General features: G+C 43.4%; 4 protein-coding genes. All 4 read left to right on the top strand.

The features are described from left to right. The first annotated feature begins 2 nt into the window (after positions 1-2). Positions 3-1,253, top strand: a complete 1,251-nt coding sequence (pepT, locus tag DBT49_RS05935; protein WP_083300502.1) for a peptidase T — start codon at positions 3-5, stop codon at positions 1,251-1,253. A 175-nt stretch (positions 1,254-1,428) separates the two neighbouring features. Continuing rightward, the gene (locus DBT49_RS05930; protein ID WP_111846271.1) at positions 1,429-3,798 is read left to right on the top strand and encodes a phosphoketolase family protein; all 2,370 of its coding nucleotides are present in this window, start codon (positions 1,429-1,431) and stop codon (positions 3,796-3,798) included. Between the two features lie 173 nt (positions 3,799-3,971). Beyond that, positions 3,972-5,663: an arginine--tRNA ligase gene (argS, locus tag DBT49_RS05925; RefSeq protein WP_070559964.1), complete on the top strand. Its 1,692-nt coding sequence runs from the start codon at positions 3,972-3,974 to the stop codon at positions 5,661-5,663. A gap of 422 nt (positions 5,664-6,085) precedes the next feature. After that, a complete protein-coding gene (locus tag DBT49_RS05920; RefSeq protein ID WP_181646011.1) occupies positions 6,086-14,515 on the top strand; it encodes a Rib/alpha-like domain-containing protein in 8,430 nt (2,809 codons plus the stop codon). Positions 14,516-14,652 lie beyond the last annotated feature (137 nt).

The raw sequence follows: 14,652 nt of genomic DNA, 5'->3' as shown, positions 1-14,652 counted from the left end.
TGATGAATACACAACAAGAGCAAATTCTAAATCGTTTTATCAAATACGCTAAAGTCAACACTCGCAGTGATGAAAGTTCGCTTACTATTCCTTCGACGCCCAGCCAGGAAGAATTTACCCTTAAATTAAAGGATGAAATCGAGGCCTTGGGCTTTGAAGACTGCTTCTATAATCCCAAGGACGCCTACCTGACGGCCACGATTCCCAGCACTCTTCCAGATGAAGATATTCCTACTGTGGGTTTCATTGCCCATGTGGACACCGCCGATTACAATGCCGAAAATATCCAACCCCAAGTGATTGAGAATTATGACGGTGGTGATATTCTCCTTAATGAGGAAGAGGATATGGTGCTTTCGCCAAAGGACTTTCCCCGCTTAAAACATGTGATTGGCCATACTCTGGTAACGACTGATGGACGGACCTTACTAGGGGCCGATGATAAGGCAGGGATTACTTCCATTGTTACTTTTGGGGAATACCTGATTAACCATCCCGAAATTCCTCATGGCAAGATTCGGGTCGCTTTTGGACCAGACGAAGAAATTGGCACCCGAGGAGCTAAATACTTTGATATCGACCAATTTGGGGCAGACTTTGCCTATACCATTGATGGCGGTCGGTACGGGACTCTGACTTATGAGAACTTCTATGCTAAGCAAGCCAATGTCACTATCTCAGGACGTAGTGTCCATCCCGGGGCGGCTAAGGACTCCATGATTAATGCCCTCTTATGGGGTGCCCGTTTAGCGACCAGTCTCCCCGCTGACCAAGTGCCCGAAAAGACCAGTGGTCGGGAAGGCTTCTATTTCTTGATCCGCCAAGAAGGAACGATTGACCACCTCAACCAGTTTTATTACTTAAGGGACCATGATAAGGAAAAAATGCAAGAAAAATTGGCTTACTTTGAAGAACAAGTCGCCCGTTTAAACCAAGAAATCGGTGAAGAGCGAATTACCTATCGGATTGTTGACCAATATGACAATATGTACGAAGTCCTAAAAGATTACCCCTGGGTAATTGATCTAGCTCGAGACGCTTATTTGAAAAATAATGTGGAAGCTTTTGAAGCACCTATGCGTGGTGGAACGGACGGGGCTATTCTCTCTCATAAGGGGCTGCCAACCCCAAATCTCTTCTCAGGAGCCGAAAATACTCATGGACCTTACGAATTTGTGACAATTGAAACAATTGAACAATCGATCGCAGTCTTGATCGACATTGCCAAGAATGTCCGTCATTATAGCGCTTAAATAGTGATCATATTAACGTTTCTTCCTTTGATTGTATTTTAAGAAAATAAACAAAAAATCTTGCTTTTAAGCTATTCTCAAAAGATTGTGACTATGTTATCATGTGGTCATGGGTAAGCGATAAGTTATTATTAATAGAAATAAGAGCGACTCGCTCAAAGGAGGAAATCAAAAAATGACTGATTTTGATTCAAAAGCGTATTTAGATAAAGTGGATGCCTGGTGGCGTGCCGCTAACTACTTATCTGTTGGGCAAATGTACTTACGGGATAATCCTTTATTAGACCGTGAAGTAACGGCAGATGACGTTAAGATCACCCCAATCGGACACTGGGGAACCATTGCCGGGCAAAACTTTGTTTACGCTCATTTGAACCGTGTCATTAATAAATATGACTTAAACATGTTCTATATCGAAGGACCAGGACATGGTGGACAAGTGATGCAAGCCAATGCTTATTTAGATGGGACCTGGAGTGAACATTATCCAGAATACCCACAAAACAAGGAAGGAATGCAAAAATTCTTCAAGTACTTCTCCTTCCCAGGCGGGACCGGCTCACATGCGACCGCTGAAATTCCTGGGTCTATCCATGAAGGTGGGGAACTTGGTTATTCCTTATCCCACGCTACTGGTGCCATTCTTGATAACCCTGACGTGATCGCAGCAACAGTGATTGGTGACGGGGAATCTGAAACTGGTCCACTAGCAGCCAGCTGGTTATCTAACAGCTTCATTAACCCAGTGACTGATGGTGCAGTCTTACCAATCCTTTACTTAAACGGGGGTAAAATTGCTAACCCAACCATCTTAGAACGTAAATCCAATGAAGACTTGATTAAATACTTCCAAGGCTTAGGTTGGGATCCAATGGTGGTTGAAGGCAACGATCCTGAAAAGGTTCACCCACTCATGGCTAAAACCTTAGACCAAGCCATTGAAAAGATTAAATCCATCCAAGGCGAAGCACGTAAGGGTTCAGCTGAAGAGGCAACCATGGGCAACTGGCCAATGATTCTTTACCGGACACCTAAGGGTTGGACTGGTCCTAAGGCATGGGAAGGTAACGACATTGAAGGTTCCTTCAGAGCTCACCAAGTGCCAATTCCAGTGAACGCTGAGAATATGGAACATGTAGATGCTTTAGTTGATTGGTTGAAATCCTACCGTCCAGAAGAACTCTTTACTGAAGAGGGTCAATTACGTCCAGAAATTGCTGAAATTGCGCCTAAGGGTGACCAACGGATGGCTTCCAACCCAATTACTGACGGAGGCATCGATCCTAAACCTTTAGACTTACCAGACTGGCGTGACTATGCTCTTGACTTCGAGACACCTGGTGAACGCGACGCTCAAGACATGATTGAAATGGGTGGCTATGCAGCTGGCGTTATCGAAAAGAACCCAGACAACTTCCGCATCTTTGGGCCAGACGAAACTAAGTCTAACCGCTTAAACAAGGTCTTCGATGTCACCAAACGTCAATGGTTAGAACCAATTAAGGATAACTACGATGAATGGATGTCACCATCTGGTCGTGTGATTGACTCACAATTGTCAGAACACCAAATGGAAGGTTTCTTAGAAGCTTATACCTTAACCGGTCGTCATGGTTTCTTTGCGAGTTATGAAGCCTTCTTACGGACAGTTGACTCCATGATCACCCAACATTTCAAATGGATGCGTGAAGCTAGCGAGTACAAATGGCATAAACCTTATCAATCATTGAACTTGATTTCTTCTTCTACCGCTTTCCAACAAGACCATAACGGTTATACTCACCAAGACCCAGGTTTATTAACCCACTTGGCAGAGAAGAAGGGTGAATTTGTACGAGCTTACCTTCCTGCAGATACCAACTCCCTATTAGCTGTGATGGACAAGGCATTAAGTTCAGAAAACGTGATTAACTACATCGTGACTTCTAAACACCCACGTCCACAATTCTTCTCAGTCGAAGAAGCTGAAGAATTTGTTGACAAGGGTTACAAGGTCATTGACTGGGCTTCTACCGTTGAAGAAGGGGAAGAACCTGACGTAGTGATCGCTGCATCTGGTACTGAACCAACTGTAGAAACCATTGCAACCATCTCATACCTACACGAAGCCTTCCCAGAGTTGAAGATTCGTTACGTGAATGTGGTTGACCTCTACCGTCTCCGTCATCCAAATATTGACCCACGTGGTTTATCTGACGAAGAATTTGATGCTGTCTTTACTAAAGACAAACCAGTCTTCTTTGGCTTCCACAGCTTCGAAGGCTTACTCAAAGACATCTTCTTCGACCGTCACAACCATAACCTTTACCCACATGGTTACCGTGAAGAAGGGGCCATTACCACACCATTCGACATGCGTGTCTTAAACGAACTCGACCGCTTCCACTTTGCGGCTCATGTTGCTGAAGTAGTATACGGCGATAAAGCCCAAGACTTCATTGACCAAATGAACGCTAAGGTAGAAGAACACCGTGCCTACATTGTAGAATACGGTACTGACATGCCAGAAGTTAAAGAATGGAAATGGCAACCACTTGAAAAATAATTAGGTTTTTAGAAGTAAACGGCAGGCTAAGTCCTGTCGTTTTTTCTTTGGTCACGCTGTCTGCTTTGGCTTTTTTCCCTTTCTGCCTTCAAAATAGACAAATTTATGCTAAAATAGGAAGGACGCACCTTGTTAAGTTAAGGTGGAAGACTCATTAACAAAGGAGTTAAAGCATGAACATTAAACAACATATTGCAAAAATTATTCAAGCAGAAGTTAGTGATTATTTAAGTCTAGACCAAGTAGAAGATGTCTTAGAAGTGCCTAAGCATGAAGGCCAAGGAGACCTGGCTTTTCCGGCTTTTATCCTCGCTAAATCACTACGCCAAGCCCCTCAAAAGATCGCCAGTGAATTAGCCGGTAAACTCAGTGATGATTTAATCGATCATGTTGAAGCAGTGGGGCCTTACATTAACTTCTTCTTAAAGGCCGATAAGATCTCTGCCGCTGTCCTAGCTGATATCTTGGATAAGGAATCTGCTTACGGCCAATTAGCTATTGGGGACGGGGAGAATATTTGTATTGATATGTCGAGCCCAAATATTGCTAAACCTATGTCAATGGGCCACCTCCGTTCCACCGTTATTGGGAACGCCATTGGTAATATCGTTGAAAAGGTTGGTTTCCAACCGGTTCGCATTAACCACTTAGGGGACTGGGGAACCCAATTTGGTAAACTCATCGTTGCCTACCGTAAATGGGGTGACGAAGAAACGGTTCGCCAAAATCCCATCGAGGAATTGAACCGCTTGTATGTTTACTTCCACCAAATGGCTGATGAAGACGATTCTTTGAATGATGAAGCGCGCCAGGCCTTTAAAGAATTAGAAGGTGGCAACCCAGAAGAATTGGAATTATGGCAATGGATGCGGGAGAAATCCTTAGAAGAATTCCAAAGTATCTATGATTTACTAGGTATCGATTTTGATTCCATGAATGGGGAAGCCTTCTATAATGACAAGATGGATGCAGTGATTGACGAGTTAGAAGAAAAAGACCTGCTCAAAGTGGACCAAGGAGCTACCCTAGTTGATTTAGAAGCCTATGATTTGATCCCAGCCTTAGTGAAGAAGTCTGATGGGGCGACCCTTTATATGACTCGTGACTTGGCAGCCGTCTTCTACCGTAAGCGGACTTATGACTTTGACCAATGTCTCTATGTGGTTGGAAATGAACAGTCTGTCCACTTCAAACAATTAAAAGCAGTCATTAAAGAAATGGGCTATGACTGGTATGAAGATATTCACCATATTCCCTTCGGTTTAATTACCCAAGGGGGCAAGAAACTCTCTACCCGGAAAGGGAAAGTGGTTCTCTTAGAATCTGTCCTCAAGGAAGCGATTCGTTTAGCCCAAGAGCAGATCAACAGTAAAAACCCTGACCTCACTGATAAAGACCAAGTGGCAGAAGCCGTTGGTGTGGGCGCAGTGGTCTTCCATGACCTCAAGAATGACCGCTTGAATAACTTTGACTTCCAATTAGAAGAAGTGGTCCAATTTGAAGGAGAAACTGGTCCTTATGTCCAATACGCCAATGCTAGGGCGCAATCCATCTTGCGTAAGGCTAATGTTGGTAAACCAAGTCTAGAGGACTTAAAATTGGCTGATGACGAGTCTTATGCGGTGGTCAAACAATTAAATCGTTTCCCAGAAGTTATTGCTAAGGCCTATGAAAGTTATGAACCTAGTGTGATCGCTAAGTATACGCTTCAATTAGCCCAACGCTTTAATAAATATTATGCCCATACTCGGGTCCTTGAAGAAGATGACCAATTAAACGCACGCTTAGCTTTAGTTTATGCAGTCTCAGTGGTCTTGACTGAAGGCTTGAGACTCTTAGGCGTTCAAGCACCTAAAGAAATGTAAACGATCTGTCACTCATTATTTAAGCCAATCAATTCCTCTTAAAGTACTTTCAAGTTTAGAAAGTGACTTTAAGGGGATTTTTTCTTGGGCATTATTATTTAATGAAGTTTTCGATCCAAAAAACGAGCAGTCTTTGACCTCGGTATATTTACCAATAAAAAACAAAAAATGTATAAAAGTGCGAATTATTTTTAATAAATATAAACCCATTCATCTTGTTTTTAACTATGAAAACAGTCAGAAAGCCTTGATTAGCAAGGTGTGTATATTTTAATAAAATAAATAAAGTTAATGATATAATAAATTTAATATTAACAAAACTTTATAATCGTTGAATTTGCACTTAAATTTGGAGTACCATAGCCATATCAAGTCCTTGTTTTGTAATGAAACGTATTTGTATAAGTATGAGGAGGAAGAATATGGTTGGTAAGAATAACCTTAAGGTGAAAAAGGAAAAGCAAAGCAACAAATTCTACCGCTACTCGATTAGACGCTTAAGTGTTGGCGTGGCATCGGTTGCAGTAGCGGCAGGTTTGCTATTTGCTTCCGATTCAGCTGTTGCCCAAGCGGCCACCAACGAAGTCAAGGCTTCAGCAGTGGAAACGCCTAGTGCATTAGCTCCGGTAGCGGACCCTAAACCGAGTGAAGTAGTCACTGCTCCAGTGGCAAGTCCAGCTGAAGATAAAGCAGCAGCTAAACCTGTTGCAGAAGAAACAAAGGTTGCTGAAGAAAAAGTAACTCCTAATAATGAAAGTCATAGCGCTGTCGCTAAGAGCGGCTTAGCCTTTGGGCCTGGCCTTAACGCACAAGACGCAATTGCTAACGCAGGACAATTACCAGCAGGAACGACTTTCAGCTTTGAAAAACAAGCAAGTAAGGAAGATCCAACAGCTGTTGTTTTAGTGACTTATCCTGATGGCACAAGCCAAAGAGTGAATGTTGTTTATACAATCGCTGAAGAAGCTAAACCAGCTCAACCTGAAGCTAACAAGAAGGCGGAAGAAAAACCAGCAGAGAAACCTGCGGAAGCTGAGAAGGTTGAAGCTAAGAAAGCTGAAGAACAACCTAAAGCTGACAAGTCAGAAGATAAGAAGGCCGATAAGGAAGCTAAGGCTAACGAAAAGGCTGAAGATAATGATCAAGGTGAAAAAGCTAAGGCTGACGAGAAACCACAATCTGAAAAAGCTGAAGGAGATAAAGAAGCTGAAAAGACCAAGGAAAAGAAGGCTGAGAAAGAAGTTAAGGCTGACAAGAAATCAGACAAAATAGAAAATCGTTTAGCTTTCTATGCAGCTCCTGAAAACAGTGCAACAGTAACAACTGACACTGAAGATAAGAAATTTGGCGACGTAAAAGAGTCTACTGTAGCCGCTAATGCTAAGAATGCTCTGCATGGTTTTGTTGGACTTCAACGTAGTGGTGACTTGAACTTGCTATTGGGTGATGCCACTGGGCAACAATTTGTCCCGGTGCAAGGCATTAAAGTTTATTTCCAATGGTATGAAGATGGGGGGTATACATCACCTGTCTACACCACAACTTCCGGTGCAGATGGTCAAATCCACTTAGGCTTGCCAGCTTACCTTGCACCAGATGGAAAATTCATTCAATTTGACGCCGATACAACCGTATCAGCAGGTCATGAAAAATATCGCTTCTGGGTGGATGAAGATACGATTCCGAAAGATTACCAATTACAATATATCACGGGTGAATCTGTTGTCTACCCTGGTGCAGCTTTACCAATTACTCAAGGTGGGGCATCATCTGATACGACAACCAATACCCATAACAATTGGAAAGTTCTTTTGATGGAAAAACCAAAGGAAGTGATGCACAAGGCGGCTAAAACATCAGAAGCTAAGCAAGCAGGAGGATTTCTTGAAGGAAAAGTAGCCTGGGACTATGAATCTGGAGTTGGTGGTGTTCAATGGAACACAGTAGGACAACTTACCTCACCAGCACCAGGTATCACCGTAAGAGCTTCCTACCTATCTGATTACGCTTTAAAACAAATTTATAGTCCAGAAACTGTCGCTCGTATGGGTTTGAAGAATGTTGATGCTATTCGTGGCGGTAATTGGACCAATAAGTTAGAAGAACAACTCCAAAATTGGATTAAAGAACAAGTGGCTAAAGATCCTAATAAATGGATTGCTGAAACCGTTGAAACCAAGACCAATGCTGAAGGTAAGTACATTATTCAATTTAATGGTACTTGGGGTCCAGCAAGAAATGGTAAAGATGTTGCTACTTATACTAGAACGCCAGGATACAATTTTGCTGATGCTGTTACATGGACACCGGATCAAGTAAATCGTCTTCACACTGTTGCAAATAGTCCTGCGGAAGGTAGTTTCTATACTGGTTTAGCTAATTACCCAAATCGAAAACACATTAACTATGATTGGCTCTATGTTTCTACAGTAAATACAGACAATCTTCGTGTCTTTACGCCATATAATAATAACCAGTTTACAGCTATGAATGGGACATGGGGGATTAACCCGGGTTGGTCCGGCACAGGCTTCGGTGTAGGGGTAACAAATGATACTCAAAACCAACTTCGTGCTGACTTCGCCCTCGCACCAGCTGAAGTTAAATTTAACATCACCAACTATGACTCAGGGGCAAGAACTGCTATTCCTGGGGATGTAGCTGAAACCGCGACAACCGGCTTACCTTACAAAGACTATACCAACGATCGCTTTAGAATTGTTTGGGAAGATGAAAAAGGGAACGTCGTTAAGACAGGTGCTGTTCAAGAACCTGATGGAACAGGTTCATTAAAATCAGAACCTCTTGATACAGATACTGTTCCTGGTGCGCCTATTACTAAGACCACTAACTTTGTTGCTAAACTATACCGCGTGGACTCAAATGGTAAGAATGCAGATTTAATTGCCCAAGATAACTTTACCGTTGAAGTCAATAATCACGTTGGATCTAAATACGATGAAGTTAAGTTTGAAAATCCAAAACCTATTGATAAAGCAAAATATGAAGCCAAGGGACTACCAGCAGGTCTTAAAATAGATCCAAATACTGGTAATGTCACTGGTAAACCAACTGAAGTAGGGGCCTTTGATGTTGAAACAAAGGTAACCGTACAAGACCCATCTGGTCCTGTTGAAGGTAAGCGGGTTTATAAATATTTAATTACAGATTCACCACTAGAAGATGGTGCGGTAGGAACTGAATACAATAAGACCATCATACCAACCCCAATTCAAGGCTATGTCTTCAAGAACGTTAAGGGTGAGTTCACTAAACCAGTCGCCGGCCTTACCATTAAAGGTAATAAGATTACCGGTACGCCGACTGCTAAAGTAGCGGCTACTGAAGAAGCGCCTAATACCAAGGTAACTTATGACATCTACAAGCTGAACGATAAGGGCGAAGAAGTTCTTATTAAGAAGGGCCATGTCGATAATGTTCCATTATCGATTACAGCAGCTAAGGAAAATGCTTCCTACGACCCAGTCTACAACCCAGCCCAAGCCAATGTCGGTGAAGAAGTCACCTCAACGCCTACATTCATTGACCAAGCTGACAAAGATACTGTCAAACCAGAAGGCGCTAAGTTCGCTTTAGGCGAAAACGCTCCAGAGGGTGCTAAAGTTGATCCTAACACAGGTGTTGTCACCTACACACCTAAGGCTGCTGACGCAGGAACCATGGTTAGCGTCCCAGTGGTTGTGACCTACAAGGATGGTTCACAAGACACCACCAATGCGCCTTTCATTGTCGCAGAACAAGACAAGATTAAAGATGTTACCGATCCAAATTCTCCTGTACCTGAAGGCTATGTGCGTCTGAAATTCAATGCGGACACCAAGGACGGTTCAGTAACTGGTAAATTTGCGGACAATTCTAAGGTGAAAGCCTTCGACGTTCTTAAAGGAACCAAGTTCAACGCCCCAGAAATTCAAACTAAATTTGATCAAGTTGTGCCTACAAACCCAGTAGCGGATAACCCTGCCAAGAAATGGTCATCATGGGAACCAATCTTTGACAATGAATTAGCCAAAGATACTCCGATTGAACAAGGGCTTAAAGGCGACACCCGCGAATACCATTCAGTTTACGAAGACAAACGCTTTAACGAAGACAATGACGGTATCGCTAAGGTTGAAATCGTTCAAGAACCAACCAAGAAGGAATATACCGAAGACAAGGAAGGCGACAACAAGCTTGACCCAACTGGCACTAAGGTGAAATTAACTGATGCCAATGGTGTAGAAAAAGTTGTTGAACCAAAAGACTTCGATAAGTATGGCATTAAAGTTGGCCTCAAAGACGTGCCTAACTACACCACTGATACACCTCTAACCAAGAAAGACCATGACGGTAAGAAGGTTGAAGTCACTGTTCCAGGTAAGGATGGCGAACTCAAGGCTGAATCTAAGGCCCCAATCAAGGTAAAACAACAAGAAAAGGATGCCTTAGAACCAAGCTATGAACCAACTGAAGCTAATGTTGGTCAAGCTGCTAAATCTAAAGCACCAAGCTTCAAGGACAGCGCTAATAAGCCAGCGGACACACCAGCCGGCGCAACTTTCGCTCTAGGTGAAGGTGCTCCTAAGGGCGCTACAATCGATCCTAAGACAGGGGAAGTTAGCTACACCCCTCAAGCAGCTGACGAAGGTAAGGATGTCAAAATCCCAGTTGTGGTAACTTATGGTGATAAGACCACCGATACAGCTGAAGCTACCTTCAATGTGGGTATACGGCCTGACGTTTATAAACCAACTGATCCAAATGCTCCAGTTCCAGAAGGCTACCATAAGGTAACGCTTAAAGCTGGTGAGGGTACTCAAGTTGAAGAAAAAGTTCTTCACGTAAGAGATGGTAAGGCTATTTCAACTGATTCGTATCCAGAGGCAACTATCGATCCAGCTAAAGCTAAGGACTACAAAGAACCAATCACTTGGTCCGTTGCACCTGATACACCAATTAGTAAAGACGAAGTCATTGTAGCTAATGCAACTAAGAAGACAGATACAGAAAAGAATGAACCACAAGCTAAGGACCAAACCGTTAAAGTCGGTGAAACACCAAAAGCAGAAGATTCAATCGCAAACCTGAAAGACCTTCCACAAGGTACCAAGGTAGCCTACAAGGAACCAGTTGATACTAAGACTCCAGGTGAAAAACCAGCGACAGTTGTGGTAACCTACCCAGATGGTTCAAGCGAAGAAGTTTCAGCTAAAGTCCAAGTTAAAGACTTAACTGATGCAGAAAAGAACGATCCACAAGGTCAAGATATCAACACTAAAGTTGGCGAAACACCAAACGCTAAAGATGGTATCAAGGATGCTGACAAGTTACCTAAGGGCACTACTTTTGACTTCAAGCAACCTGTAGACACCAAGACACCAGGCGACAAGCCAGCAACTGTTGTGGTGACATACCCAGATGGGACCAAGGATGAAGTTCCTGTAACTGTTAAAGTTACTAAGAACCCAACTCAAGCGGAAACAACTGATCCAACTATTCCAGCTAAGACTGAAGTCGAGGATAAGACTAACTTAACTCCTGAAGAAAAAGCTGAAGTTAAGAAGAAAGTTGAAGACGCTAATAAAGATAAATTCCCAGCTCCTAAGGAAGGTCAAAATCCAACCACAGTTGAAGTCGGTTCAGACGGTACCGCTACAATTACTTACCCAGATGGATCCAAAGACACCATCCCAGGCACGGACTTAGTAGTCGAAAGACCTAAGACAAGTGTTGAAGGTACACCTAAGACTGTTAAGCCAACTAAAGATCCTCAAGATACCGGCCTTGTTGTGAAGGACCAAGACGACAAGACCCCAACCAAGGTGACTGCTAAGGACGAAGATGGCCAAGATGTTCCGGTAACTGTTGACCCAGAAACTGGCAAAGTTTCCGTAACTCCAGGTCCCCATGTTGACGGCCCAATCACAGTCACCGTTGAAGACAAAGACTTACCAGACGGTAAACAAACATTCGAAGTCCCAGTTGAAGGCCACGAAGCCGGACGCGACGACAATGGTTCAGACAAGACTCAAGCAGATCTAACTGATCCAACTGTCCCAGCTAAGACCGAAGTTGAAGACAAGACTAACTTAACTCCTGAAGAAAAAGCTGAAGTTAAGAAGAAAGTCGAAGACGCTAATAAGGGTAAATTCCCTGAAGCTAAACCAGGTCAAAACCCAACTACAGTTGAAGTTGGCCCAGACGGTACAGCTACAATTACCTACCCAGATGGATCCAAAGACACCATCCCAGGTACGGACTTAGTCGTTGAAAGGCCTAAGACTACTGTTGAGGGCGAACCTAAGACAGTTAAGCCAACCAATGATCTTCAAGACACTGGACTTGTTGTGAAGAACCAAGACGACAAGACCCCAACCAAGGTGACCGCTAAGGATGAAGATGGCCAAGATGTTCCTGTAACGGTTGATCCAGAAACTGGTAAAGTTTCCGTAACTCCAGGTACCAATGTTGATGGGCCTATCACTGTCACCGTTGAAGATAAAGACTTACTAAATGGTAAACAAAGTTTCGAAGTCCCAGTAGAAGGTCACGAAAAAGGTCGCGACGACAACCATTCAGGTAAGACTCAAGCTGATCTAACAGATCCAACTGTTCCAGCTGAAAAGACTCCAGTCGCTGACAAGAACCACTTAACAGAAGATGAAAAGAATAATGTTAAGAAGGCTATCGAAGACGCTAACAAGGACAAATTCCCAGCTCCTAAGGAAGGTCAAAACCCAACAACCGTAACCGTTGATGACAAGGGTACCGCAACCATCACTTACCCAGATGGGTCTAAAGACACCATTCCTGGTGACCAATTAGTCCGTGAAAAGACTAATGTTGATGACACTGCAGTTAAAGCTGTTAACCCAACCGATGAAAAACAAGGTACCGGCGTTAAAGTCAACAATCCTGATAAAGACACCAAGGCAACCGCTAAGGATGAAGATGGCAAGGACGTTCCTGTAGTTATCAATCCAGAAACCGGTGAAGTGGAAGTCACCCCAGGGAAGAACGTTGATGGTCCGATTACCGTTACTGTCACTGATCCAGATCTACCAGGCGGTAAAAAGGAAGTCACTGTTCCTGTTAACGGTCATAAAGCTGGTCGCGATGACAACGGTTCAGACAAGACCCAAGCCGACTTAACTGACCCAACTGTTCCAACTAAGACAGAAGTCGAAGACAAGAACCACTTAACAGATGACGAAAAAGCAAAAGTTAAGAAGGCTGTCGAAGACGCCAACAAGGATAAATTCCCTGCGGCTAAGGAAGGTCAAAATCCAACTAAGGTTGAAATCGGCAATGACGGTACTGCAACCATTACCTACCCAGATGGATCAAAAGACACCATCCCAGGTAAAGACTTAGTGGTTGAAAGACCTAAGACAACAGTAGAAGGAACTCCTAAGACAGTTAAACCAACCAATGATTCTCAAGACACCGGACTTGTTGTGAAGAACAAAGACGACAAGACCCCAACCAAGGTAACCGCTAAGGATGAAGACGGCCAAGATGTTCCTGTAACGGTTGATCCAGAAACAGGTAAAGTTTCCGTAACTCCTGGTACTAAGGTTGACGGCCCAATCACCGTTACTGTTGAAGACAAAGACTTGCCAGAAGGCAAACAAAGCTTCGAAGTTCCAGTTGAAGGTCACGAAAAAGGTCGCGATGACAACGGCTCAGATAAGACCCAAGCAGACTTAACGGACCCAGTCGTTCCAGCTGAGAAGACTCCAGTTGCTGACAAGACAAACTTAACCCAAGAAGAAAAAGATGCGGTTAAGAAAGCTATTGAAGATGCCAACAAGGATAAATTCCCTGCAGCTAAGGAAGGTCAAAACCCAACTAAGGTTGAAATCGGCAATGATGGTACCGCAACCATCACTTACCCAGATGGCTCTAAGGATACTATCCCAGGTGACCAATTAGTCCGTGAGAAGACTAATGTTGACGACTCTGTGGTTACACCTGTTGACCCAACGGATGAAAAACAAGGCACTGGTATCAAGGTTAATAATCCTGATAAAGACACCAAGGTAACCGCTAAAGATGAAGACGGTAAGGATGTTCCTGTAGTCATCAATCCGGAAACCGGTGACGTGGAAGTGACTCCAGGTGCTGACGTTGACGGCCCAATCACTGTTACCGTTGAAGATCCAGACCTCCCAGGTGGTAAGCAAGAAGTTACCGTTCCAGTTAAGGGACACGAAGCAGGTCGCGATGATAACGGTTCTGATGTGCCTAATACACCAAGTGAAACAGTTGAAAAGACCACAGTAGATGACTCACAAGTCAAAGAAGTCAACCCAACTGATGACCAACAAGGGACTGGCATCAAGGTGAATAACCCTGATAAAGACACCAAGGTAACCGCTAAGGATGAAGACGGCAAGAACATTCCTGTTGTTATCAATCCAACAACTGGTGAAGTGGAAGTGACCCCAGGCACCGACGTTGACGGTCCAATTATTGTTACCATCACTGATCCAGAATTACCAGGTGGTAAGAAGGTAGTTGTGGTTCCAGTTAAAGGCCATGCTGCAGGTCGCGATGACAATGGTTCAGATGCAAGTCCAAAACCTGCCACTCCTAAACCTAATACGGTAAAACCAGGACAATCAGGTCACGGCAATCGAGTTGCTCAACCAGTTCATACAAACACTGTAGTACATGCAGCAACGACAAAAGCAAATCAACCATCAGCTAATAAAGCAAGCTCTGCCAAAGTACAAAGTCAACTCCCTCAAACAGGTGCAGTGGCAGGTCTAGCAAGCTCATTAGCTCTAGCTCTTATCGGAGCCGGTAGTATTCTTGCTCTTGGTAAAAGAAGAAAAGAAGACTAGGCTATTGATTTGACTTCATAGTTCAAAAAGCTCTCATACATAAGTATGGGAGTTTTTTCGTAGGGATTGATTCTATTTTTGATTAAAGTAATCTTATAGCGAATGTAAAGCAGGCTATGGCTATAATAACAAGGATA

Source organism: Aerococcus mictus (genome assembly GCF_003286595.3).
Taxonomy (GTDB): domain Bacteria; phylum Bacillota; class Bacilli; order Lactobacillales; family Aerococcaceae; genus Aerococcus; species Aerococcus mictus.
Note: the sequence above shows the minus strand (reverse complement) of the source record. Positions and strands in the feature narration are given on the sequence as shown.

Coding starts and splice junctions, on each gene's coding strand:
- pepT (WP_083300502.1), top strand. CDS start 3: ATGAATACACAACAAGAGCAAATTCTAAATCGTTTTATCAAATACGCT.
- DBT49_RS05930 (WP_111846271.1), top strand. CDS start 1,429: ATGACTGATTTTGATTCAAAAGCGTATTTAGATAAAGTGGATGCCTGG.
- argS (WP_070559964.1), top strand. CDS start 3,972: ATGAACATTAAACAACATATTGCAAAAATTATTCAAGCAGAAGTTAGT.
- DBT49_RS05920 (WP_181646011.1), top strand. CDS start 6,086: ATGGTTGGTAAGAATAACCTTAAGGTGAAAAAGGAAAAGCAAAGCAAC.